The 24,885-nt window shown below is 66.9% G+C and carries 19 protein-coding genes; 11 read left to right on the forward strand and 8 right to left on the reverse strand.

Annotated features, from left to right (window positions below):
• The first annotated feature begins 20 nt into the window (after positions 1 to 20).
• Positions 21 to 1,214 (forward strand): glycosyltransferase family 4 protein, encoded by a 1,194-nt coding sequence (locus IEW02_RS02120; protein WP_188543047.1) that lies wholly within the window; start codon positions 21 to 23, stop codon positions 1,212 to 1,214.
• Here IEW02_RS02120 and IEW02_RS02125 read toward each other — a convergent pair.
• Positions 1,167 to 2,852, reverse strand: coding sequence for an MmpA family trehalose lipid delivery protein (locus IEW02_RS02125; RefSeq protein ID WP_442978691.1), 1,686 nt, complete (start codon positions 2,850 to 2,852; stop codon positions 1,167 to 1,169). The genes IEW02_RS02120 and IEW02_RS02125 overlap by 48 nt on opposite strands.
• A gap of 160 nt (positions 2,853 to 3,012) precedes the next feature.
• Between IEW02_RS02125 and IEW02_RS02130 the strand changes: the two genes are divergently transcribed.
• The 3 genes from IEW02_RS02130 to IEW02_RS02140 all read left to right on the forward strand — a co-directional run bounded on the left by IEW02_RS02130 (position 3,013) and on the right by IEW02_RS02140 (position 6,496).
• Positions 3,013 to 4,146 carry a polysaccharide biosynthesis protein gene (locus tag IEW02_RS02130; protein WP_229745835.1) on the forward strand — a complete coding sequence of 378 codons (1,134 nt, stop codon included), beginning with the start codon at positions 3,013 to 3,015 and terminating at the stop codon, positions 4,144 to 4,146.
• Positions 4,147 to 4,249: 103 nt separating this feature from the next.
• Positions 4,250 to 5,509, forward strand: a complete 1,260-nt coding sequence (locus IEW02_RS02135; protein ID WP_188543049.1) for a dihydrolipoamide acetyltransferase family protein — start codon at positions 4,250 to 4,252, stop codon at positions 5,507 to 5,509.
• A gap of 24 nt (positions 5,510 to 5,533) precedes the next feature.
• On the forward strand, positions 5,534 to 6,496 hold the full coding sequence (locus IEW02_RS02140) for an alcohol dehydrogenase catalytic domain-containing protein (protein WP_188543050.1): 963 nt from the start codon (positions 5,534 to 5,536) through the stop codon (positions 6,494 to 6,496).
• Between the two features lie 52 nt (positions 6,497 to 6,548).
• On the opposite strand, the gene pgfA is transcribed toward IEW02_RS02140, so the two are convergent.
• Positions 6,549 to 7,685 carry a cell envelope lipid trafficking protein PgfA gene (gene pgfA, locus IEW02_RS02145; protein WP_188543051.1) on the reverse strand — a complete coding sequence of 379 codons (1,137 nt, stop codon included), beginning with the start codon at positions 7,683 to 7,685 and terminating at the stop codon, positions 6,549 to 6,551.
• Between the two features lie 139 nt (positions 7,686 to 7,824).
• Between pgfA and IEW02_RS02150 the strand changes: the two genes are divergently transcribed.
• Positions 7,825 to 8,991 (forward strand): acyltransferase family protein, encoded by a 1,167-nt coding sequence (locus tag IEW02_RS02150; RefSeq protein ID WP_188543052.1) that lies wholly within the window; start codon positions 7,825 to 7,827, stop codon positions 8,989 to 8,991.
• Here the strand turns inward: IEW02_RS02150 and IEW02_RS02155 are convergent.
• From IEW02_RS02155 to IEW02_RS02165, 3 genes are read right to left on the reverse strand one after another with little or no spacing between them, the layout of a single operon-like run.
• Positions 8,889 to 13,205, reverse strand: coding sequence for a DUF3367 domain-containing protein (locus tag IEW02_RS02155; RefSeq protein WP_188543948.1), 4,317 nt, complete (start codon positions 13,203 to 13,205; stop codon positions 8,889 to 8,891). The genes IEW02_RS02150 and IEW02_RS02155 overlap by 103 nt on opposite strands.
• 5 nt (positions 13,206 to 13,210) lie before the next feature.
• Positions 13,211 to 13,381 (reverse strand): DUF2613 domain-containing protein, encoded by a 171-nt coding sequence (locus IEW02_RS02160; protein WP_188543053.1) that lies wholly within the window; start codon positions 13,379 to 13,381, stop codon positions 13,211 to 13,213.
• 55 nt (positions 13,382 to 13,436) lie between these two features.
• Positions 13,437 to 13,904, reverse strand: a complete 468-nt coding sequence (locus IEW02_RS02165) for a universal stress protein (protein ID WP_188543054.1) — start codon at positions 13,902 to 13,904, stop codon at positions 13,437 to 13,439.
• Positions 13,905 to 13,973: 69 nt separating this feature from the next.
• Here IEW02_RS02165 and IEW02_RS02170 point away from each other — a divergent pair, with 69 nt between their 5' ends.
• Together IEW02_RS02170 and IEW02_RS02175 are read left to right on the forward strand one after the other, a co-directional pair.
• Positions 13,974 to 15,158, forward strand: a complete 1,185-nt coding sequence (locus IEW02_RS02170) for a glycoside hydrolase family 3 N-terminal domain-containing protein (protein ID WP_188543055.1) — start codon at positions 13,974 to 13,976, stop codon at positions 15,156 to 15,158.
• A 54-nt stretch (positions 15,159 to 15,212) separates the two neighbouring features.
• Positions 15,213 to 15,797 carry a TetR/AcrR family transcriptional regulator gene (locus IEW02_RS02175; RefSeq protein ID WP_188543056.1) on the forward strand — a complete coding sequence of 195 codons (585 nt, stop codon included), beginning with the start codon at positions 15,213 to 15,215 and terminating at the stop codon, positions 15,795 to 15,797.
• Positions 15,798 to 15,851: 54 nt separating this feature from the next.
• Here the strand turns inward: IEW02_RS02175 and IEW02_RS02180 are convergent, their stop codons facing one another.
• Together IEW02_RS02180 and IEW02_RS02185 are read right to left on the reverse strand one after the other, a co-directional pair.
• Complete coding sequence (locus IEW02_RS02180; RefSeq protein ID WP_188543057.1) at positions 15,852 to 16,736, reverse strand: MaoC/PaaZ C-terminal domain-containing protein; 885 nt, start codon at positions 16,734 to 16,736, stop codon at positions 15,852 to 15,854.
• Positions 16,733 to 18,076: a 3-oxoacyl-ACP reductase gene (locus IEW02_RS02185; protein WP_188543058.1), complete on the reverse strand. Its 1,344-nt coding sequence runs from the start codon at positions 18,074 to 18,076 to the stop codon at positions 16,733 to 16,735. Before IEW02_RS02185 ends, IEW02_RS02180 begins: the two co-directional genes overlap by 4 nt.
• 108 nt (positions 18,077 to 18,184) lie before the next feature.
• Here IEW02_RS02185 and IEW02_RS02190 point away from each other — a divergent pair, with 108 nt between their 5' ends.
• The 4 genes from IEW02_RS02190 (at position 18,185) to IEW02_RS02205 (ending at position 23,756) form a co-directional block, all read left to right on the forward strand.
• Positions 18,185 to 19,480 (forward strand): acetyl-CoA C-acetyltransferase, encoded by a 1,296-nt coding sequence (locus IEW02_RS02190; RefSeq protein ID WP_188543059.1) that lies wholly within the window; start codon positions 18,185 to 18,187, stop codon positions 19,478 to 19,480.
• Positions 19,481 to 19,834: 354 nt separating this feature from the next.
• Positions 19,835 to 21,034: a reverse transcriptase family protein gene (locus IEW02_RS02195; protein ID WP_188543060.1), complete on the forward strand. Its 1,200-nt coding sequence runs from the start codon at positions 19,835 to 19,837 to the stop codon at positions 21,032 to 21,034.
• A 412-nt stretch (positions 21,035 to 21,446) separates the two neighbouring features.
• Positions 21,447 to 23,219 carry a VanW family protein gene (locus tag IEW02_RS02200; RefSeq protein WP_229745732.1) on the forward strand — a complete coding sequence of 591 codons (1,773 nt, stop codon included), beginning with the start codon at positions 21,447 to 21,449 and terminating at the stop codon, positions 23,217 to 23,219.
• A 42-nt stretch (positions 23,220 to 23,261) separates the two neighbouring features.
• Entirely contained in the window at positions 23,262 to 23,756 is a 495-nt protein-coding gene (locus IEW02_RS02205; protein WP_188543949.1) for a flavin reductase family protein, read from the forward strand.
• Between the two features lie 17 nt (positions 23,757 to 23,773).
• Here the strand turns inward: IEW02_RS02205 and IEW02_RS02210 are convergent, their stop codons facing one another.
• On the reverse strand, positions 23,774 to 24,757 hold the full coding sequence (locus IEW02_RS02210; protein WP_188543062.1) for a sugar-binding transcriptional regulator: 984 nt from the start codon (positions 24,755 to 24,757) through the stop codon (positions 23,774 to 23,776).
• Positions 24,758 to 24,885 lie beyond the last annotated feature (128 nt).

Here is a 24,885-nt window from a genome sequence, read left to right on the forward strand (position 1 = left end):
GAAGGGTTAGGGGAATCGTCGTGCAGCACGTTCTGCTTCTGTGCTGGCGCGATTCCGGACACCCGCAGGGCGGAGGCAGCGAGCGCTACCTCGAACACGTCGGCGCCGGCCTCGCGGCCCGCGGCATCCAGGTGACCCTCCGAACGTCGTCCTACCGAGGGGCGCCGAAGGAGGAATGGCGGGACGGAATGCGCATCACGCGCGGCGGGGGTCGCTTCTCGGTTTACCCCCGTGCACTCGGAGCCATTGCCGCGGCTCGTCTCGGCATCGGCCCCCTCGCCGGCCGCAAGGTCGACGCCGTGATCGACACCCAGAACGGCATTCCGTTCTTCGCCCGCGTGGTGACGTCGGCCCCGGTGACCGTCCTTGTTCACCACTGCCACCGGGAGCAGTGGCCGGTGGCAGGCCGGCTGTTCTCGCGCGTGGGGTGGTTGATCGAATCCCGAATCTCACCTCGACTGCACCGCGGCGACCAGTATCTGACGGTGTCGCTGCCGTCGGCCGACGAGTTGGTATCACTCGGTGTCGATCGTCATCGTATTGCTGTGGTGCGCAACGGGATCGACAAGATCCCGGACGGCGCCGCCGCGCCTCGCGCGAGCACTCCCACATTGTCCGTGCTCTCGCGCCTCGTCCCGCACAAACAGATCGAAGACGCGATCGACGCGCTGGCCACCCTTCGCTCGACAATCCCCGCCCTGCATCTGGACGTCATCGGTGGCGGATGGTGGGAGGACAACCTCCGTCACTACAGCCGCGAGCGTGGCGTGGAGGGCGCGGTCACCTTTCACGGACACGTCTCCGAAGTCGAGAAGCATCGTCTGCTCGCCGCGTCGTGGGTGCATCTGCTTCCGTCGCGCAAGGAGGGGTGGGGTCTCGCCGTCGTCGAGGCGGCCCAGCACGGCGTCCCCACAGTCGGCTACCGACATTCGCGAGGTCTGACCGACTCGATCGTCGACGGTGTGACCGGGCTGTTGGTCGGCGGCGACACCCGCGCCGAGGACGTTGCCACCCTGACTGCCGCGGCCGGTGAGTTGCTGGTCGACGACGAATTCCGCGAGTTCCTGGGGACGAAGGCGCGCCTGCGCACCCGTGAGTTCTCCTGGCGACAGTGCGCAGACGGGGTTCGCACGGTCCTGGAACAGCGGGCGTCGGGCGCCCTGGTGTCAGGCCTCGTCAGTGCTCCTCTCGCGTCGGACCATCCGACGCCATAGGCCCACCGCTGCCGCAACCAGTACGACACCTGCCCAGACGAGGTGGGCGACGGCCGTGATCGCTCGGTCGGATGTGGTCGCTCGGACGATCGTCGCGTCGGGAACTACGTAGAGAGCCAGATCCGCATCGGAGAACACCGCTTCGAGCCCGTCGAGCGTGCGCGCCGAGTCGCCGAGGGCCCCCGGCGTGCCACGTTCGACGAGCACCCATCCCACGCCGAGAGCGGCGAGTTCGGCCGGACTGCCGCCCGCGAGCAGCACCGACTCGACGGCAGTCGCGCGCGTTCCCTCACCGCGGACCAGCCCTCCGGCCACCGGCAGATCACCCGTCGCGACCACGTCCGCGTGAAGCAGCCTCGGCGCCGGATCCAGAACCGGGGCGCTTCCGGACCAATCGAATCTCCGAAACGTTCCGGTCGGCAGGACGGCGACGTCTCCGTGATCGTCGTCCACCCGCTGCGCGACGGTTTCCCACGACGACGGGTAGGTGACCGGTGCGAGACTCCACGCGAGGTCGGGCAAGGCAATCAACAGCGTGACGACGGCAACGGCCGCGTGGGCTCGGGGGCGACCGAACCGCCGTGTCCCCGCCGCCGCGGCCAGAGCCAGGGCGGGCATCCACAGCGCGACCCATTTCTGCCCGTCGCGGGTCAGTCCGGCACCGGGGATCGCGCGCGCGGCCCACTCTCCGACGCTCAGCCCCCACGGTGTTGCCGCGAGGGTGATGACGGCGACAGTCGACGCGCCGACGACAATCACCGCGGTGAGCACAGGGTTCCGTCGACGCCTCCACAGGTACGACGCTCCCGCGGCGGCCACGAGGAGCAGAAGGATTGTTCCGACGGCGGCAAAGGCCGTCGTGCGCGACGTCGGAACCGCAGCGGAGTTCCAGATTCCACCGAGGCCGACGAGGCTGCCCACCGTGCCGAGGCCCGGTTCTGCCCGAGCGGCAAATGCTGTCACCCCAGCCGGGTCCGACCCGGCCGACCCAGACCCGCCCATCGCCGTCGCGACGAGCCACGGCGCCGAGACGACGACGACAAGGGCGAGTGTCCCGAGAAGCCGACGCCCCCGCCGGATGCCCCCGGGTGCGAAGAGAACAGACAGGGCGAGCACGGCGACGAGCAGGACACCCGTCGGCGTGATGCCCGCCGCGCCCGCACAGAGCGCAAGGGGCCACCAGGTACCCGACTGCCTGAGCGACACCGCAGCGACCACCGTCCACGGGAGTGCCGCATATCCGATCAGCAACGACCAATGGCCCTGCAGCAGGCGCTCCGCCACATAGGGGTTCCACACGGCTAGCGTCGCGGCCACGACTTCTCCCGAAGTTCGAATTCCGGGAAGCACTCGTCGCACCAGGGCGGCCGCGCCCCACCCCGCACCCCACAGGGCGGCGACAAGGAGGATTTTCACCACGACGCCGCCGTCGACGACGGAGGAGAGCACTGCGATGGCAGCGTCCTGCGGGACGGCACGAGGTGCGGCGTCGGACAGACCGAGAGCGGAGTCGGTGAGGTACGAACGAGGCGTGCTGACGGCGTCGCGAAGAAGTAGGTATCCGTTGCCGAGGAGCGGGCCGACGGCGAGCACGGCCAAGGCGAGGGACCAGGCAGGCGCGACGACCCGGCCACGCATGCGCATGAGCGACAACTTAGCGGGCTGCTGCGGATGTCATAGTGATCGCATGCGGGGAGTGGTCGGCGGGAAGGCCGGAGGCCGGTCGGGAGTGGTCGGCGGGAAGGCCGGAGGCCGGTCGGGAGTGGTCGGCGGTGTCGCTGTGGTGACGGCAGGTTCGATGGTTGCGAACATCGCGTCCTACCTCCTGCATCTGCCGGCCAGTCGCTGGCTCGGCCCGCTCGGGTACAGCGAGTTCGCGACGCTGCTGGCGGCGCAGCTGGTGCTGGCCGTGCCCGCGCTGGCGCTGCAGACCGTGATTGCGCGAGACACCGTTCGAGGCCGGTCCAGGGCAGAGCTCCGGCGGTTGGCGGCGCGGTGCGCCGCGGTGGTTGCTGTGTTGGCGCTGCTGCTCGTACCGATCCTCGCGTACGTTCTCGACATCGCGGTGCTCACCACGGCTGCGGCCCTGGTCACGGCACCGGTGCTGGTGTTCCTTTCCGCGGAACAAGGCTTGCTGCAAGGTGGTTCGAGATTCGGCGCGCTGAGCGCGGTGCTCGCCGGCAGCGGCTTGGCCAAGGTGGCTCCCGCGCTGATCGTGTTGGCGTTCGGCGGGTCCGCCGGTCCGGCGTTGATCGCGAGTGCACTCGGGACGCTGGTCATGGCGATCGTGGCCCGTGCGGTGACGGGGTCGTCCACTCCCGGTCCTGCGCCGACGTCGAGTTGGACGTCTGTTCTGGCGGCGTCGCAGGTGCAGCTGGTCATCGTCGGGTTGTCGTCCGTCGATCTCGTTCTCGCCCGCGCCGTCCTGACGAAGGAGGACGCGGGGCTGTACGCGCTCGGTGCAGTCGCCACGAAGGCCGCGTTCTGGTTACCGCAGGCGGTGGGTGTGGTGTTCTATCCGGCGCTGTCCGACCCGGTCCGATCCACCGCGGCCGTTCGGACCGTTCTTCTGGTGCTGGTCGCCATCGGAACTTCTCTCGTGGTGGGGGTGGCCGCCGTGTCCCCGTTTGCGTCCTTGGTGGTGGGCGACGCATACGCACCCGTGCAGGGTCTACTGTGGGTGTTCGCCCTGCAGGGGGCTGCGTTGGCTGTGATGCAGGGGGCGTTGCTGTCGTCGGTGGCGAGAGACCGCACCAGGCTTGCGGCGGCGGCGTGGGTGGGACTGACCGTCGAGGTTGTCGTGGTGCTGGTCGTGGGTAGCTCGGTGGCGCGGGTCGTCACGGTTGCAGCGTCGTGTGCGGTCGTCACCACCGCGGCGGTGTGGCTGCAGTTGTACGCGGCCGAGCGTTCGGCGCAATCCGCCCGCCTATAGTGGCTCGGGACTGTTCGATCTGCTCAGTTCGTAGTGCGCCGCTTGCGCATGATGCTCGATGTTGGTTGTGTGGTCCAGGACACACGAGACGAAGGGCCCACGCATGAGCACAGTCAGCACCTTCCGACTTCCGGATCTCGGCGAAGGCCTGACCGAGGCCGAACTGGTGTCGTGGACGGTTGCGGTGGGCGACACGGTCGAGCTGAATCAGATCATCGCCGAGGTCGAAACGGCCAAGGCCCTCGTCGAACTGCCCTCGCCCTACGCGGGCGTCGTGTCCGCGCTCAAGGCGGAGGCGGGGGACACCGTCGACGTCGGGGCCGAGATCATCGACATCACAACCGGGACTGCGGAACCAGCGGTATCGGTGGACGCTGCGGAGCCGGTCTCGGAACCAGAAGCTACGGAACCAGAAGCTGCGGAACCGGAGCGTGTCCCCGTTCTCGTCGGCTACGGGGTGGCGGGAGACGCGCCGAGCCGGCGCCGGCCCGGTGCGGCTGCGCCCACCGCCGCCCCCGCTCACAGTGACCGCCCCCTGGCGTCGCCGCCGGTCAGGCACGCGGCTCGCCAGAACGGCATCGATCTCGCGCAGATTCCCGCGACGGGACTACACGGCAACGTGACGCGTGACGATCTGAACGGTTTCGGGCTCGGTCGCCGCGAGGGCGAAACCCGCACGCCCATCAAGGGAGTGCGCAAACACACCGCCGACGCCATGGTGCGCAGCGCGTTCACTGCACCGCACGTCACGGAATTCCTGGCGGTCGACGTGACGCCGACACTCGAACTGATCGAGACTCTGCGCGCCTCGACATATTTCACCGATGTTCGGCTCACGCCCCTCGCCCTGGTCGCGAAGGCGCTGCTGCTGTCGCTGCGCACGAACCCGTCGCTGAACTCCACCTGGGACGAGGACGCGCAGGAAGTGGTGACCAAGTCGTACGTCAATCTGGGCATCGCCGCTGCCACGCCCCGCGGACTCATGGTGCCCAACATCAAGGATGCTCACACACTCGGATTACGCGATCTGGCAACACGATTGCAGTCGCTGACGTCGACCGCGAAGGACGGTAAGACCGGTCCGGCCGATCTTGCGGACGGCACCATCACCATCACCAACGTCGGTGTGTTCGGCGTCGACGCGGGTACGCCGATTCTCAACCCCGGCGAAGCGGCCATCCTGTGCTTCGGAGCCGTGCGGCGTCAGCCGTGGGAATACAAGGGCGACATCGCATTACGATCGGTCACCACGTTGAGCCTGTCGTTCGATCATCGTCTGGTCGACGGAGAACAGGGGTCGCGCTTCCTCGCCGACATCGGCCGGTTGCTCGCCGACCCGATCGGGCTGACCGCCCTGGGGTAAAAGGGGATCGGGTAGACATGGGCCATGCGCGCAGTGGTCATCGACGAATTCGGCCGTCCCGGAACGGTGCGGGACATCCCACGACCTGATCCCGCCCCGGACGGCGCCGTCGTTCAGGTGATGTCCACCGGCGTCTGCCGTAGCGACTGGCACGCCTGGCAGGGACACGACAGCGGCGTCCGTTTGCCGTTCGTTCCGGGCCACGAGTTCGCGGGTGTCGTTGTCTCCGTTGGCTCCTCGGTGAGTGCAGGATGGATCGGGAGGCGGGTGACGACGCCCTTCGTCTGTGCGTGCGGCTCGTGCGACGAGTGTCGTCGCGGCGACGAGCAGGTGTGCTCACGGCAGGAGCAGCCTGGCTTCACGCACGATGGGTCCTTCGCCGAATTCGTTGCGGTCCGCTATGCCGAGCACAACCTCGTACACCTGCCCGATGACATTTCCTTCGACGTCGCCGCCACCCTCGGTTGCCGGTACGCGACGGCGTGGCGGGCTGTGCATCGCCGCGCTGTGGTCCGGCCCGGCGAACATGTCGCGGTGTACGGGTGCGGAGGTCTGGGGCTGTCGGCGGTCATCGTCGCGGTCGAGGCCGGCGCGAGTGTGAGTGTGGTCGACTCGTCCGCTGCCGCAATCGAACTGGCGCTGTCCCTGGGCGCGTCGGCATCCGTCGAGGGCGCTCCCCACGTGACGCTCGAATGCTCGGGAAGCGTCGAGCTGGTCTCGGATGCGGTACGCGCACTTCGGACGCGAGGCCGGCATGTGCAGATCGGGCTCTTGCCGAACGGGGCGCAGGTTCCGATGGACCGGGTGATCGCTCGCGAGCTCGATCTTCTCGGAAGCCACGGCCTCGCCGCTCACGATTACCCGGAGCTCTTGAGCGGCTTGCCCGTCCAGAAGGTCGGCCGTTTGATCGCCCGGCACATCGAGTTGGACGACGTGGTCGGTGCGTTGGCATCGATGGGGCCAGGCGTGACGATGGTGAATCCGTAGGGCTCCGGTTCGATCGCGAACCAGGCCCCACAGTCCTTACTGTTGAGGCGGCTTACTGCTGAGGTGGTTTACGCAGATCGGTACGCGGGATCTCTTCGGTGCGTTCGTCGCCGAAGTCACGGTTCTCGCCGCGCGCGGGCCGTGCGGCGGACGGAGGCGCCGTGGACGTGCGCGGTCCCGACGCCGTAGCCGGAGTGCCGCGTCCCTTGCGGAAGAACAGCAGGAACAGGCCTACCAGGAGCGAGATGAGACCGACGATGGCGGCGATGATGGGAATGGTGCGGCTGATCAAGGAAATCTGATCGATGCCTTCACGGGCCTTGCCGAGTTGGAAGTCGACCGAGTTGTCGTCGAAGCCGATGGTGGCGTTGAGAACGTCGACGTCGGGTGTCTCGGCGCGGCGTGCGTAGTACTGATGCACTGCCTCTTCACCCTTGACGATGACACCGGTCTTGGGCTCGACGTAGATGTTGCGGGTGTTCTCGTAGAACCGTGTCATCGTGATCGGGACCGAACCACCGGGTACGCCCCACGTGTCGGCCGGAAGTGCGAGCTTGTTGGTCGGAAGGTTCACGACCGTCGAGAGGTCGACCGGGGCGATCGTCTGCGTGTAGTGGTAGACGGGCAGACCGTTGATCTCGGTCTCCTCGACGAAATTCATGTCGAACGACTGACGCGCGACCGTGTCGAAGAACGGGTACGTCTTCTGCTCCGCACCGAACGGGAACTTGTACTGCAGACCCGTGTGGGGGACCTCCTCGGCCGGCTTGTCGCCCTGCGCCTGGATGGTGCCGACCGGATCGACGGGCATGGCCGTCTTGCGGTCTGCGGATACGCGGTCGACGAGCGCGGTGAGCAAGCCGGTGTCGCCCTGCTTGTCGGTACGACGCAGCGTGGAACCGGCCTGCACGGTGATGGTGTCGGAATCCGACGGCTCCTCGGTGGTGACGAAGCGCTGCGACACGAGAGGAACGTTCTGATCGATCTGCGCGCGCCCGGCGGTGAGCGACGCGGCGTTCAGCACGGTGCCGGTGCCCGTGGACACCGTCGTGATCTCGAGGTCGAGTGGCGTCTTCTCGAGCCGACCGGTCATGTACGTGGGCATGAGGATGGCCACGACCAGCAGGAAAACGCCCAAGCCTACGAGCACGAGCGGAACGATGGGCCTCGGTTCGGACCGATCCGCCATTGTCATTCTCCTCTGGAAGTCGACGAGGGCGATGGCGCGGGGAATGACACGAGCTTCCCCCGGTTACCGAACGTCCCTACTCGTTGGTCGGAACAGTAACAGTCGTATGGGACACACCGTGGTGCACACTGAGATCAGGATGAGCACCGATTCGACACAGCGCCAGTTCCTGCCTGCGCTGGAAGGTATGCGAGGGCTGGCTGCGCTCGGGGTGCTCGTCACCCACGTGGCTTTCCAGACCGCGACGACCGACGTCCCTGTCGTCGGGCGCGTGCTGGGCCGGTTCGACCTGGCCGTCGCGTTGTTCTTCGGGCTGTCCGGGTTTCTGTTGTGGCGTCCGCACGCTGCCGCGGCGCGCGGGTTGCGGCAGTCGCCACCCGTCGGCCGCTACTTTCTTTCCCGCGCGGTCCGCATTCTGCCCGCGTACTGGGTGGTCGTGTGCGTGGTGCTCCTGCTGCTTCCGCAGGCGGGCGGTGGAGCGCGGGTGTGGTTCGCCAACCTCACTCTCACGCAGGTGTTCTTCCCGCTGACGTTGACGCAGGGAATGACGCAGATGTGGTCGCTGTCGGTCGAGGTTGCGTTCTACCTCGTGTTGCCGCTCGCCGCGGCATCCATCGCGGGACTCCGGGGCAGACGGGTGACGCTACGAATTCCCCTGTTGTGCGGGGTGTCCGTGCTGGCGCTCGGATGGGCGTTTCTTCCCATCCGCACCGCGGAGGCCACCAACATCCAGAATTGGATGCCCGGTTATCTGCCGTGGTTTCTCACCGGTGCGGTGATCGCCGAGCTCGCCTCGTCGGCGGCGGTCGACGGGCCCGGGCGACTCCAGCGCTGGGGCGAACGACGCGGAATCATGTCGGCTGTCGCGGCGGTCGCTTTCCTCCTGTCGACGACGGATCTCGCGGGGCCGGAGGGTCTGGTCACCCCCGCCCCGTGGCAGTACGCCGTCAAGATCGCCCTGGGCTCGATCGTCGCCTTCGGACTGCTGGCGCCGTTGGTGTTCGCCGACGGTCACCGCCGGTATCGCTACCTCGACAGCCCCGTCGGCCTGATGCTGGGTCGTTGGTCCTACGGGCTGTTCATCTGGCATCTCGCCGTGCTCGCGATCGTCTTCCCGGTGTTCGGCATCATCCCGTTCACCGGGCACTTCCTCCTTGTCACCGCAGTGACCGCGGTGCTCTCCGTCCTCGTCGCGTCCGCGAGCTACGCCTTGGTGGAAGAGCCTGCGCGAGTGGCGTTCGCACGCTGGGAGCTGGGTAGGGCAGCAACTGCGAGACAGAGAACCGAGACCAACGCGCAGAACTGAATCGACGCCGAGTGGCCGACGTATCCGTCCACCGATCGCCACGGTCCCTTCGACAACAACGCGGCCGCAGCTGCGAACGACAGTCCAGCGACAACGACCAGCGACTTGGCTGCCGCGGCCCGACCGCAGCGTGAGCGAACGGCCACCACCGACGTCAGAAGTGCTACTGCGACAACGACACCGACGATCCCGGACAAGGCCCAGGCCGCGGCCAGGGTCAGAGAAACGCCGACGGTTCGGCTTCGCCACGGGCGCGGTGTCTCGTCGTGCGACGTGGTTTGTCGACGGATCGCGGCGAGTAGCAGTAGCGGCAGCAGCAGTACGAGACCGCCGAAGATGCCGAGGCGGTACCCCCTGTCGGAGGGGTAGGTCATCGTGACCTCGCCCGACGTGTCGGCGGGCAGGACCCACCCCTGCTGCCACCCGCTCACGACGACGGGGGTCAAGGTGCGTCCGTCGGAGTCGGTCGCGGTCCATCCGGGGTTGGTGCTCTCGGGTACCACCAGGATTCGGTCCGAATTCGATTCGCCCACAGTGACTGTGCGCTCGTCCGCGGACCACACCGACGAGGGCGCGGCGACCGGTTGCGGGCCGACCGCCGCCGTGGCCTTCAACGGTGCCGAGCGCAGGTGGACACTGTCGACGAAGAACGACGGACCCGGGTCGACGGTCACCTCCTGCTCCCCGCGCGGGAGGGGTACCGGATTCGAGACGTCGGCGGCGACGGGTGTGTCGCCCGCGCAGATGGTCGCCCGCACGGGGGCTCCGGACAGCAACTTCTCCGCCGTGGTGATGACGGCCGTTCGGGTCTGTTGCCCCGCGATGGTCAGTGTGGGCCCGAATCCGCATCCCAGTGTGACGATGCGGTTGGGGTCGGGTGCGATGGGTGTCGTGATCGAGTCACCGCTGCGCACGGCCACTTCGGCGAGACCCGGCGGTTGCTGTTGGGCGAACCCGAGTGCGGTCTGGTCGAGAACCTCGTCCCAGGCCACGACGCTCAGCACGATGGTGGAGGTGACGGTCGGCGTCAGCGAGACGGTGGAGGTGTCCGATCCGACCTCCCGAACCTGCGGCCCTGTGCCGAGGTTGACGGCAATTCTCGTCGGATGCGCGGGCAGGTCGCCGAGGCTCTGCGTGATGTCGAGACCGGTCACCAGTGTCGGTGCGGGGAGGGTGATCGTCACGGTCGGTTGGGTGCCTGCGCGTGTGTCGATCGAGTCGGCGGACGCTGTCCAGGCTGTGCGCGGGTCACCGTCGGTCAGGGCGTACGCAGAACCCTGGAGGTCGCCGACGGCCGAGTCTCCTTGCACAACAGGACGATCAGGCTCGGTCACGAGTGACTGCAGTGACGGCGACTGGCGGGGTCGCACCCACAATTCGGGCGTCACCGCGGTGCCGGTCGGAACGTTCAGTGTGCGTTCGAAGGTGCCCAGTTCCTCCGGTTCCAGCGCGATTCCGTTGGCACACCGCACGCGATCGGGGGTGTCGATACAGCCGGATCGTCCCGGAAGCTCCTGTGCCAGATCCCATCCCGTGACGCGTGCGCCGGGCGCGGACGCGGGCAACACCGTGTGGTGACGGATGACGACCGGAACGGGATGGTCGAAGTCGGAGTAGTCGTCGAGGGAAAGCTCGCTGATGCCGAATTGAGCTCCCCCGGAATCGTTCTCGGTCTGCGTTGCGGTGATCCGCACCCACGGTGTCTCACCGCCGGGCAGCGAGACCGTGATGGGATCACCGGGCGCTCCGATGCGCGCTGCGGTCGTCCCGTTCGGTGTGCTGATCTCCAGCCATTTCACCGGTGACCCGATGGCCGCCGCGCTGGTGGTCAGTCGAAGCAGGCCGGAGGTGATCGGTTTGTCGAGATCGAGCTGAAGCCATTGTCCGACAGCAGCTTCGAGACCATTGCTCAACCAGCTCGTCGCACGATCGGAGTCGACGGTCGCCGGCGGTCCGCTACCCGGGGCCGATCCACCGAGCTGGGTGGCGTCGGATGCCGCACTGGAGACAGTGATGTGGGCGCCCGACCACTCACCCGACACCAGTGGCTCACGGTCGACGGGATAATCCGGTACCAGGTTCAGCGTGCGCCTCGGATCGTCCTGCGCCCGGACGGACGAGCTGTGGTTGTCGACCTGACCGAAGTCGGTCTCACGGTTCACCGGGGTATCGGTGACGAGGAGATCGTCGACGGGCAGTCCGGCGGCGCGGGCGTCTCCGTCGAGCAGGATCGGGCCTGCCGGAACGGGATCCAGACCCCCGCGCGCCCGTTCCTCGTTCAATCGCGCCGCCACTTCGGGGCCACCCTGCACACGCGGGACGGTGTCCGCGTCGACGGTGTACGGGCCGGTGACACCGGGATCGGTGAGAGAACGCACGGCGTAGATCTCGATGGCCGGATACCGCGGACGCAGGTCGGCGTCGGCCACGATTCCGTCGATGTGGCGTGGGCCGAGTTCCTCGCCGAACTCGGCCACCTTGGTCAGACCCGGCGAGTTGTCGACGCTCTGGTGTACCAGGGCCGGGCGCGTCGACCTGCTCACCTCGGCGTCGAGATCGTTGCGTACCACCAGGAACCGAATGTTCTGACCCAGCAGGGTGTCGGCGAGACCGTCGGACGGTCGACCGTCGGCGAAGAGCCGCTGCACCGAGTCGAGCGCTCGGATCGCCCCCGGTGGGACGAGCGGCACCGCGTCGCGCACCGCCCACGGAGTGGTGGCCAGGGCCTGAAGCGGTTCGTCGCGGGTCAGCCCCCACACCTGCGCGGCCAACGGCGCGCCGGGTACGACCAGGGCCCGCGCCTGCTCGGCCGGGTCGGCAGGGTTGTTCGACAGCCCGGCTGGGTCGTTCCGCAGGCTCCACTCCTGCAACCATTGCGCGGCACTGGTCCAGTAGTCGGGAACGTCGTCGTAGGCGCCGCGGGGCGCAAGCTTTCCGGTCCAGGCCAAAGACGTCGACACCAGCAGTGCCACCAGAACCAACGAGGTCAGGGCGACGCGAGGTTCACGTTCGGGATGGGCGAGCGCGCGCCGCCACCGAGCGGCGGGCACGGCGCCGGGCAACGGCACTCGCGCCAGCAGGTGGGCCAGCCCGAGGACGAGCGGAACGCGCACCAGCGGTTCGAGTTTGTGCACGTTGCGCAGGGGGGCGCCCGCTGCGTCGAGGAAGGTACGGACGGTGTCGGCGACCGGCGACCCGAGCCCGCCGACGTACCCGACGCCCATGCCGACGAGACCGACGAGAAGCACGATCGCGAGGCGCCCTCGCGCCGGCATCGACCGCATGCAGAGCCCCGTGAGGCCAGCTGCTGCAACGACTCCCGTCGCGACGACGGCCGCCGGTTGTGTCACCAGCACGGCGCCCGCGATGCGCTCGGGCGAGACGAACGGAGTCCAACTACCGGCGCCCCGAAGGACTTCGGTCAGCGAGGTCCACTGCGTCGTGGTGCCGGACGATTCGATGTAGTCGAGGAAGGGTGGACTGACCCCGCCGAGCAAGAGCAGCGGGACGATCCACCACAGCGTCGCCAACAGCAGACACGGAATCCACCAGGCCGTGAAACGCCACCAGCTACGGTTCGGTCGATACGAGATCCACCAGATGACGGCGACCAGGGTGGCGGCTGCGGTGGCGACGGCGTTGACGGCGCCCATCAGGGCAACCGCGACGGCGGACGCCGCGGCAGCCGCGCGGTAATTCTGTTTCGACGAACCGAACACCCGCACCAGCGGAATCAGCACCCAGGGCGCCAACATCATCGGAAGCGACTCCGAGCTGATGGACCCGAGCGTCGTCAGAACTCGGGGGGCCAGCGCGAACGCCAGTCCGGCCACGATGCGAGAGCTGCGACTGCCCACGCCGAGGGCTTCGGCGAGGCGCACGATTCCCCAGAACCCCGCGAACAGCAACAACGCCCACCACAGACGTTGGGTGATCCAGGCGGGCACGCTCAGGAGGTCACCGAGGGCGAAGAACGCTCCGTGCGGAAAGAAGTAGCCGTAGGCCTGATTCTGGACCTGCCCGAGAGTGGCCTGGCTGGTCCAGAGGTGCGATGCGCGATCGAGGAAGCCGAGCGGATTCTGCGTCAGGTCGTACTTGGTGTCGGCGACGACGTAGCCGGGGCTCTGCGCGAACGACAGCAGAAGGGCGATCAGGGCCGACGCGGCGAGCCACCGTCGACCGAGGGTGTCGGTCCTCGGGCTTTCGTGGTTCAGGAGGGTCAGCGACTGCCGTACTCGACCTGGTTGAGCAGCGAGGAATCGGCGTTACCGGAGCGGTCGATGTCGGGGCGGGTGTTGTTCGACGCCGCAGCGGTGGCTCCGAAGATGACGACGGCTCCGAGAACTGCACCGATCACAGCACTGATGGCGGTGGGAACAGCGAGCTTCATCGCGGACTCCAGAGGTGGGTACGGGCAGGACTGGAGTCAAACTATCACTGAACGGCTACTTGCCCGGAGGCACGATGAGGACCGGCCGATGACTGTGCTTGAGCACATGGTCCGCGACCGACGATTGAAGTAGGGAACGAAGGCCGGTGCGTCCACGGGTTCCCGTGACGATGATGTCGGCATTCACCTCGTCGGCTGCCTCGACGATCGTGGTCCAGATGGTGGACTGCGATTCCTCGCACCGGCCGTCGGCGTTGAGTCCGGCCCGCATGGCCAGTTCGAGACCTTCGGCGTTGGTGACCTTGGCGTCGGCCAGGGCGACGTCCTCGATGGACTCGTCGGGCAGCCATTCCTGCCCCATCACGCCGGACAGCCCGGACATCCGCGCGGCCTGCCGGACCATCGGTTCCCAGGCAGTCAGCACGATTGCCCTCTTGGCCTGCAGGAAACGGCCCGAGTATTCGACGGCGCGCCGCGCGTTGTCCGAACCGTCGTACGCGATCAGCATCACGTCACATGCCATGGTGAGCTCTTCCGACAATGGAGCACGGGCAGGATGTGCCTGCACTCTAGCCCTGTAGCGTCGCTGATCATGCGGATCCGAAGAATGTCCTCGGTACTTGCCGCGACGGTCATTCTGGCCGCAGCGTGCAGCAGCAGCGACGGATCGGTCGAGCAGAGTCCGGTTGCGAGCACGTCGGTCGCTCCGCTCGCCACCTCCGCCCCGCCGGCCACGTCCGCCCCGGCCGCTGCCACGCAGTCGGCAGATTCCTGCACCCAGTTCCTGACGACGTTGACGCTCCGGCAGAAACTCGCCCAGTTGCTCACGGTCGGCGTGACGGGCACCGCCGACGCAGTCCAGGTGGCGTCGGCGGAAGGCGTCGGCGGCATCTTCGTCGGCAGTTGGACGGATCAGACGATGCTCACCAGCGGCGGTGTCGCGCAGGCGCAGGCGGCGTCGGCGGTGCCGATGATGGTCACCATCGACGAGGAGGGCGGCCGCGTCTCACGCGTCGCCGATCTGCTCGGCGAGGACCCGTCGGCCCGAGTCACCGCCGGCACGATGACGCCCGAGCAAACCTACGAGATGGCCCTCGAGCGGGGCCGCGGGCTGAAGAACTTCGGTATCACCGTCGACTTCGCCCCGGTTGTCGACGTCAGCGCGCAGGACGACGACGAGGTGATCGGCGACCGGTCCTATTCCGACGATCCCGCCGTCGTGACGCAGTACGCCGACGCCTATGCCCGTGGACTGCGCGACGCGGGAATCTTCCCCGTTCTCAAGCACTTTCCCGGCCACGGATCTAGTTCCGGTGATTCGCACACCGGTGCTGTCAGCGTGCCCCCGCTCGACGAATTGAAGACGAAGGACCTAATCCCTTACCGCACCTTGGTGACGTCGGGTGCCGGTGTCATGGTCGGGCACCTCGACGTTCCCGGACTGACGACCGAGGGCGTCCCCGCCAGCATCAGCCCCGAGGCGATGGCGCTACTGCGAGACGGAACCGGCTATGGCGCACCGCCGTTCACCGGACCCATCTTCACCGACGACCTCAGCGGCATGGCTGCGATCACCAGCCGTCTCGGTATCGATCGGGCCGTCGAAGCGGCGTTGGTGGCAGGTGCCGACGTAGCGTTGTGGTTGACCACCGACGACGTTCCTCAGGTTCTCGATCACCTGGAACAGGTGGTGGCGTCGGGCGAGCTGACGCCGGAGCGGGTGGACGCTGCGGTCCTGACGAACGCACGAGCCAAGGGCGTCGTGCAAGGTTGCTGACAAGGATCTTACCGTCGAGTAAGATCGGAGATCGTTGATTGGCTGGAGGGTTCGATGGCGGGTGGTACCAAACGGTTGCCTCGCGCCGTCCGCGAGCAGCAGATGCTCGATGCCGCAGTGGACGTATTCTCGGAGAACGGTTTTCACGACACGTCGATGGACTCCATCGCAGCCCGTGCCGAGATCTCGAAGCCGATGCTGTACTTGTATTACGGCTCCAAGGACGAACTGTTCGCTGCGTGTATCGCGCGTGAGGGAATCAAGTTCGTCGAGGCGATGACGCCCGCAGGTGACCCCACCTTGTCTCCGCGTGAGCAGCTGAGTATCGCACTGGCCGGTTTTCTGCGGTTCGTCGACGAACATCGTTCGTCCTGGATGGTGTTGTACCGCCAGGCAATCGGTCAGCAGGCGTTCGCTGGGCAGGTGCAGAGCAGCCGCGACCGGTTGATCGACCTGACCGCGGGTCTGCTGGAGACGAGTACGAAGGATCCGGGCCCGGACCACAATTTTCCGTTGATGGCGGTCGCCCTGGTCGGGGCGGGCGAAGCCGTCGCGGACCGGGTGGCGGGTGGAGAGATCGACGTCGACGCGGCGGTCGATCTGCTCGAGAAGCTGGCGTGGAGAGGTCTGAGGGCCTAGCGGCCTCGGGTGTGGAAAAGAGTCCTGGAACACTCTTTTCCACACCCGGGTGCGTCAGCGCAAAGTGCCCGTCAGGTACGGGTACCCCTTCTTCGGGTGCTTCATGGCCAGGTCCCACGACCCCGGACCGGTCTTGTCGCCCACTCGCTCGGCGTACACGTTGATCTTGGCCGGCAGCACGATCGGCTTGCCGAACTTGAGCGTGTAGGTCACCGAGTCGGGAATTTTGCCGCTGACGGTGCTGAGAACCGCAGCGCCACTCCACATTCCGTGCGCGATGGTGCGCGGGAAACCGAACGCCTTCGCGCCGAGCGACGACACGTGAATCGGATTGCGGTCACCGGAGACGGCCGCGTACCGGCTGATGGTCTTCTGATCCACCGACAGCGTCGAGGTGGGGGGCGGCGGCACCTCGTCTGCCGGAGGAGCTTCGCGCGGTCCGCCGGACAGCGACGTCTTCTGCAGGGAGAGGAACGTCGAGGTCTGACGCCACACCAGTTCCCGTCCGACGCTGACGTCACTGATCACGTCGATCATGAGGCCTTTGCGGTGCTCGCGCAGGTTCTCCGCGTGCACCCTGATGTCGAGTGGTTCGGAGAACGAGATCGGACGCAGCGACTCGATGACGTTCTCCGCATGCACCGAACCGATTGCGGCGAAAGGAAAGTCGTCACCGACCATCAGCTTCATCACCGTGGGGAACACCAGGGTGAACGGGTACGTGATGGGGAGGGCGTCGGCGAACCGCAGCCCGGTGACCTTGGCGTACGCGCCCAGGTTCTCCCGGTCGACGCGGACATCCTTCAGCTCGAGCGTCGTGGTCGGCACACTCTTCGTGCGCGACCCACCGACGATCGGAAGCGCAGCGAGGGCCGCCTTGGCGTAGATGTCTCGGATCTTCGGCGGTTCGGTCAGCGTGACGACCTTGCTCACGCTCATGCGCCGATCAGCGACTGGCCGCAGACGCGAACGATCTGTCCCGTCACGGCATTGGAGGCCGGGCTGGCGAAGAATGCGATGGTCTCCGCCACGTCGACGGTCTGGCCGCCCTGCAGCAACGAGCTCATCCGGCGGCCGCCCTCACGGGTGACGAACGGGATGGCGGCGGTCATGGCCGTCTCGATGAATCCTGGCGCGACGGCGTTGATCGTGATGCCCTTCTTCGCGAGCACCGGAGCTTCGGCGTGAACGAGGCCGATGACGCCGGCCTTGGACGTGCCGTAGTTGGTCTGACCGCGGTTGCCGGCAATACCGGCGATCGACGAGACGTCGATGACGCGGCCGCCTTCACGGAGAGCGCCCGACTCGACGAGTGCCTCCGTGATGCGCTGCGGCGACGCAAGATTGACGTTGATGACCGAATCCCACCGACCCTCGTCCATGTTGGCGAGCGTCTTGTCGCGGGTGATGCCGGCGTTGTGCACGATGATGTCGAGACCGCCGTGACGTTCCTTGACGAAGTTCGACAGCGTCTCGCCGGCGTCGGGCGCCGTGACGTCGAGAGCGAGGGACGTTCCGCCGACCTTGTTCGCGGTCTGCGACAAGGCTTCGCCGGCGGCCGGGATGTCGGCGCAGATGACGGTGGCGCCGTCACGCGCGAAGACCTCGGCGATCGTCGCACCGATGCCGCGGGCGGCTCCCGTGACGACGGCGACCTTGCCCTCGAGGGGCCGGTCCCACGACTTGGGTGCCACGGAGTCGTCGGCACCGACGGCGATGACCTGGCCGTCGACGAAGGCGGACTTGGCCGAGAGCAGGAATCGCATCGTCGACTCGACGCCCGAGAGCCCCGTCTTCGCGTTGGCGGAGACGTAGACCAGCTGAGCCGTGGAGCCGTGCTTGATCTCCTTGCCGACACTGCGGGTGAAGCCTTCGAGTGCGCGCTGGGCGATGTGCTCGTCGACGCTCGACGTCTCTTCGGGGGTGGTGCCGAGGACGACCACCCGAGCCGAACGCGCCAGGTTGCGAATCACCGGCTGGAAGAACGTGAACAGCTGATCGAGTTCGTCGACCTTGGTGATGCCGGTGGCGTCGAACACGAGGGCGCCGAACTTGTCGTCGTGCGCTTCCGCGACGGGGTAGTCGGCGAGCAGTGCCCGCAGCGGCTCGACCAGCCGTCCGCTTCCGCCGAAGAGGACCGGTCCCGCCAGGGGCGGCTCGCCGGCCTTGTATCGACGCAGATCCTCGGGCTTCGGCAGGCCGGCCTGCTTGGCGATGAAAGCGCCGGGCGCGGACGACAGAAACTGTGAGTAGAGGTCTGGGGCTCCTGAGGCTGCCACTGTTCCTACCTTCGTGTCGGGTTTGAAGCGGTATCGACAAGCAACTTACTCGTGAGTAAGATCAGTGTCCACGAGACCGCCTCGCTAACTAACTTGGAGTGAGCAAAAGTGACCAAGCAGCAACGTCCCGTCGCCATTCTCGGCGGTAACCGCATCCCGTTCGCACGCTCGGACAAGGCGTACGCGAGTGCGTCCAACCAGGACATGCTGACCGCCGCGGTCGATGGTCTGGTCAGCCGCTTCAATCTGCAGGGCGAGCGACTCGGACTCGTCGCCGCCGGTGCGGTCCTCAAGCACAGCCGCGATTTCAACCTCACCCGCGAGGTCGTCCTGGGCAGCGCGCTCAGCCCGTACACCCCAGCCTTCGACATGGGCCAGGCGTGCGGAACCGGCCTGCAGACGGTCATCGCCGTCGGCGACGGCATCGCGGCCGGACGCATCGACGCCGGTGTCGGCGGCGGCGTCGACACGACGTCGGACGCGCCCATCGGCGTGAACAACGAACTGCGGGAATTCCTGCTCTCGCTCAACCGCGCGAAGACCACGCCCGATCGCCTCAAGCTCCTCGCCAACGTGCGGCCGTCGATGCTCGGAATCGAGATCCCGCGCAACGGCGAGCCCCGTACGGGACTGTCGATGGGCGAGCACGCCGCCATCACGTCCAAGGAATTCGGCATCCGCCGCGAGGATCAGGACGAGCTGGCCGCGGCCAGCCACAAGAACATGGCGGCTGCGTACGACCGCGGGTTCTTCGACGATCTGGTGACGCCCTACCTCGGGCTCACTCGCGACGACAATCTGCGCCCCGGATCGACGGTGGAGAAGCTGTCGACGCTCAAGCCCGTGTTCGGCGCCAAGCTGGGCGACGCGACGATGACGGCCGGCAACTCGACGCCGCTGACCGACGGCGCGTCCGCCGTTCTGCTGTCGACCGACGAGTGGGCCGATGAGCGCAAGCTGCCCGTGCTGGCGCACCTCGTCGACTCCGAAACCGCAGCGGTCGACTACGTCCACGGCAACACCGCATTCAAGGACGGACTGCTCATGGCGCCGACATACGCGATCCCGCGTCTGCTGGCCCGCAACGGCCTGAAACTGCAGGACTTCGACTTCTACGAATTCCACGAGGCGTTCGCCTCCGTGGTGCTCGCGACGCTGCAGGCGTTCGAGAGCGACGAGTACTGCAAGTCGCGTCTCGGCCTCGACAGCGCGCTGGGATCGATCGATCGCAGCAAGCTCAATGTCAACGGAAGCTCGCTCGCAGCGGGCCACCCATTTGCTGCCACCGGCGGGCGCATCGTCGCATCGCTCGCGAAGATGCTGGCGGAGAAGGGGTCCGGCCGCGGACTCATTTCCATCTGCGCGGCCGGTGGACAGGGCGTCACGGCGATCATCGAGCGCTAGGACGCACACAGGGTTGGGGCGAACGGTCGGCGGATCCGTCTTGTACGAGGGGTGCGGATCTGCCGATCGCCCACAACTGTGGCTGCTGTGCTCCTTTTGTCCGAAAACTCGTTCGTGCCGGTAAGCTTGCCCCGTGCAGCGGATGCGGGGCGAGAGCGGGTCTGCCACCATCGAGGCCCATCTCAGGGGTAACCCCTGGGGCGAACATCTTCATCGGTCACTGCGTCCGAAGCAGGAGTGCACGCTCCGCGTGCTGCGCTGCTCCGCGGACGGAAGAAGCAGGTCGCCCCGCACCGCTGTGCATCGCGTGCCGTGAACCCGTGGTGGAAAGCGTTCGCGCCCAGGATCGCTCGCATGCTTGTCGACGCCCGATGGACTCGGTCCGGGCTCGAGGAAGCACTGGAGTCCTTCTCTCACCGGCACGACGTGGATGCGCTCGTCACCCGGCTGCTCGACCTCATGCCGTCGGCGCCGCTGGACGTCGAGAGTGGGCTGTCGCTCCTGCGCGGGATGCCCGTACTGCCGATGTACCTGCCGCCACGGCCGAAGCCGCCGTCATGGCATTTCGACGTTCCCCGATACTCGAGCAACATCGACCTTGCGAGGTCCCTCGACGTGACCCCGTGGGAACTCGAGTGGTTCGCTGACCTCGGCGGATGGTTGAGAACCAAACCGTATCCGTTGCAGCACTACCGAACTCGTACGATCGACAAGCGTGACGGCCACCGACTCCTGGAGGTTCCGAAACCTCGACTGCGTGAGATGCAACGGCGGTTGCTGACCCGGATACTGGACCGGATCCCACCGCACGATGCCGCGCACGGTTTCGTGCGCGGCCGCAGCGCGGTGACGTTCGCGCGGCCGCACGAGTACGCCGACGTCGTGATCCGGATGGATCTTGCCGACTTCTTCACCTCGATCCGCCGACCTCGAGTGGCCGCGATCTTCGCGTCGGCCGGGTATCCGCGAACCGTGGCCCGTACCTTGGCCGGAATCTGTACCACCGAAACTCCGGCGGAGCGGTTGTCCGGATTGCCTCACGATCGGGCGGTGGCGCTGCGTGCGCCGCACCTGCCGCAGGGCGCTCCCACCTCACCTGCCCTCGCCAATCTGGTTGCGCGCAGGCTCGATCGGAGACTCGCAGGGTTCGCGCGTAAGAACGGGCTGACGTACACCCGATATGCGGACGATCTCGCGTTCTCCGGTTCGGCGGACGTACGGGTGGACAAGCTGATCACTGTCGTGACGACAATCGTTCGGGCGGAGGGCTTTTCGGTCAACGTCCGAAAGACGCGGATCCGACGCGCACATCGCCGACAGGTCCTGGCCGGACTGGTGGTGAACGAGTCCGCCGCCGTACCGAGAGCACGCTACGACGCTCTGCGCGCGTTGCTGCACAACTGCTCGATCACGGGTGCATCCGAGCAGAACCGCGACGGACTCCCGGACTTTCGCAGTCACGTCTACGGGGTGATTGCGTGGATCGGGGAATCGAACGAGGTGCGACGAGCTGTTCTGCACGATCTCGCGGCTCGGGTCGACTGGGACTCGTGAGAAATCCTTTTCGCTCGCGGTGATCGCATCTCTTCACGTGCGACTTCGAGTCGTGCATCGTCGAACCCATGATCGGCGTCGACCACCGGAGATCCACCCGCCAATCGTGTAATGGACCGGCGATCGGACGATTTCCATGCCGCAGAATGGTCACGAATCTGCCTTCCGACCTGCAATCAGGCCATTTCCGAACGAGTCGCGGAGCACCTCGACGTGCCGCGGTTCATTCGATCGAATGAATAGCGCCATTCAGCGACATTCGACTTGTAACAGTTCCCAAAGGCAGGCGATACTTCCAGTGGCTCCGCACTTCTGCCTGACCCCCGACCCGGTAGAGGTGCGGAGCCTTTTCACACCTCGCGGCCGAACCGGTCGAACGTCGGGTCCTCGGTCCAGCAGATACTCTGGATGCATGGAGCGGGGTAACGAGAACGACGAGAAACCGACCCCGAACACCGAACAGGACACGCAGGTGCTTGCCGGCGTGACGCCGTCCAACGGTGGCTCGCGGTCGGGCGACGTCCCGTGGCGCAAGATCGCCCTGGGTGCCGGTGCCGTTGTTCTACTCGGCGCGGCTGCCTACGCGGTGGATTGGGTCAGCTCCTCCGAGCGAGTGCCGCGTGGAGTGTCGGTCGCCGGTGTCCAGGTCGGGGGTAAGAGCTTCGACGATGCCGAGTCGCAGCTGCGCTCGACACTCGGTCCGCGCGCGGACCAGCCGGTGGCCGTCCGCGCCGGGGATGCGACCGCGGAGGTCGTTCCGTCGGTGGCCGGCCTGCAGGTCGACTGGACTGCAACGCTCGATCGCGCTGGTGCGCAACCTCTTTCGCCGTTCACGCGGATCGCGTCGCTGTTCACGCATCGAGAGATAGGGGTCGCGTCCACCGTCGACGACGCTGCGCTGGCTGCCGCGGTGGACGGTTTACGGCCGGTCACCGACCGCGAACCGGTCGAAGGTTCCATCGTCTTCGACGGAGCGGTACCACGGGTCGTGGACCCCGAAGACGGTCAGATCCTCGACGCCGCGGGCGCAGCCGACGCACTCTCGGCGGACTGGGCATCCGGCTCTCCCGTCGACCTCCCGGTCTCGAGCACTCCGGTGTCGGTGACGAGGGACGGCATCGAGTCGGCCCTCACGGACGTCGCGCAACCTGCCGTCTCGGGGCCGATCACGATCACCGGCGAGAACAATGCGATCGCGACGCTCGCCCCCGAGCAGGTCGGCGCGGTTCTGTCCTTCGCCCCGAACGGCGACGGCGGTCTCATGCCGTCGTACGACATCGATGCGGCGACGTCGATTCTGGCTCCTCAGCTGGTCGGAAGCGAGCGCAGACCCGTCGACGCACGATTCACTCTCGCCACCGGCAGACCGACCGTCGTCGCCGGTGTCGACGGGTACACGGTGCAGTGGCCGGCGACGCTCGAAGCGCTTCCCGACCTCTTGACCACCGAGAATCGTTCTGCGCCCGCGCAGTACGGCACGACCCCGCCCGCGCTCACCACGGCCGCTGCAGAAGGTCTGGGGGTGAACGAGGTCATCGGCGAGTACACGACGGGCGGCTTCGAATACGCGTCGGGTGTGAACATCGGGTTGGCCGCGCAGCTCATCAACGGAGCGCTCGTCCTGCCGGGCACCACCTTCTCGTTCAACGACTACACCGGTCCCCGCGGCACGGATCGCGGGTTCGTCGAATCGGGAATCATCGACGACGGGCGGCCGCAGCGCGCGGTGGGCGGCGGTATCTCACAGCTCGCGACGACGCTCTACAACGCCGGGTATTTCGCGGGGATGGACGACGTCGAACACACCGAGCACAGCTACTACATCAGCCGCTACCCGGAGGCGCGCGAGGCGACCATCTTCGAAGGCGCCATCGACCTGAAATTCCGCAACCCGGGCACGACCGGTGTGCTGATCGACGCCGTCGCGACGTCGTCGAACGTGACGGTGCGGTTGTGGGGAACCAAGACCGTCGACGTGGAATCGATCACCGGCGACCGCACGCTTCCGACGACACCGGAGACGATCCGGTTGCCGCGAGGCGAGCAGTGCGTGGCGTCGAGTGGCGCAAACGGCTTCACCGCCAGCGACACTCGGGTCGTGTCCGACGCCGCGAGTGGCGCAGAACTGTCCAGGAACACCCGCACCGTGAAGTACGACCCGGTGCCCGTAGTGCAGTGCCAATAAAAGCGCGCAGTGCCAATAGAAACAGATGGGCGAATGATCTCCATGCCACTGACCAACACCGACCTCGACCCGATCTCTCTGCGTGAGGCGTACGGAACGTTCCCGACGGGCGTCGTCGCGATCGCCGCGCTGATCGACGGTGTCCCCGTGGGTCTTGCCGCGAGCAGCTTCGTCCCGGTGTCCATCGACCCTCCGCTGGTGGCGTTCTGCGTTCAGAACACCTCCAACACGTGGCCGAAGTTCGCCTCCGCCAGCAACATCGGGGTGAGCGTGCTCGGTGAATCCCACGACGTCGCCGTACGCACCCTCGCCTCCAAGACCGGCGACCGGTTCGAAGGCCTCACCACGGAGACGACGCCCGAGGGGGCCATCTTCATCGGCGGCGCCGGTGCGTGGCTCGACACGACCGTGACCCGTGAAGTGCCGGCCGGCGACCACGCGATCGTGCTGCTGCAGATCAACGCGCTGTCGGTGTCGACGGAGATCGACCCGATCGTGTTCCACGGCAGCAAGTTGCGCAGGCTGCTCGAAGACTGACGGCGGCTGAGTGCGACTCAGTCCCGCACCAACAGCGTTGCCGCACTGAGGTCGTCGATCACGAGGTCGGTGATCAGGCCCCCGGCGAGGGCGGCGCGGAGCGCGGTGACCTTGTTCTCGCCCGCCACGATGCACAGCCTGCGCGGTACGGCTTTGAGCCGATCGAGGCTCGGTCCGCTCGACCGCTCGTTCAGCGCGATACCGCCGTAACTGCCGTCGGCGCGCAGGAACACGGTGGCGATGTCCCCGACGACACCGTCGCGGGCCAATTCTTCGAGATCCTTCTGTTCGAGGTAACCGGCGCTGTGAACGTGGCTGGGCACCGGTCCGCCGTGGACGCCGATGCCGAAGACCGCGAGGTCCATCCGATCCTGCAGGTCGAGTACGCGTTTGATGCTGCGTTCGCGCCAGAGCATCCGCCGGGTCTCGGGATAGTCGAAGAAGGCCGGAACCGGAAAGCCCTGCGGCAGAGCGCCGTACGCGTCGGCGACTGCGCGCACGATGTCCGTCGCGTACGACACTCCGGTCGTGCGCGTGTTCGCTGCCCCGTTCAGTTGCACGACGTGCGAATTGTACGTCCTCTTCGGGGCCAACTGCCTGCTCATCGCGCTGATCGTCGTGCCCCAGGCGACGCCCATCACCATGTCGGATCCGAAGAACGTGGTGAGGAGTCGGCCGGCGAACATCGTGACGCGATCGAGCGTCTCGATGTCGCTGACGGTCTCGGCGACGGGCACGACGTGCGCGCGCACTCCGTATCGGTCGGCGAATGCCCGTTCGATTCCCGGAGCCTGACCGAGTGCTGTGCTGATCTTGATCTCGACGAGACCGGATGTGCGCGCGTAGGTGATCAGTCGCGAGACGGTGGATCGGGACACCCCGAGTTCGCGGCCGATCGCGGCCATGGTCAGGTCCTGGAAGAAGTAGAGCCTGGCCGCTCGAAGTGCGTCTGCCGTGCGCGGATCGGTGGCGTTCGGTGCGTCGTGATCCTGTGCCGGCATGGGGTCACGCTAAACCACACGCGAGAGCACACAGTGTTGAGTTCCGTCACATTCTGCACATACGTGCACAACTGTTGTGTAAACGTGCAGGCCGCCTAGCATGGGTTTCGGTCCAGCGTATGGCCTGG

This window comes from Rhodococcoides trifolii (assembly GCF_014635345.1).
GTDB lineage: Bacteria > Actinomycetota > Actinomycetes > Mycobacteriales > Mycobacteriaceae > Rhodococcoides > Rhodococcoides trifolii.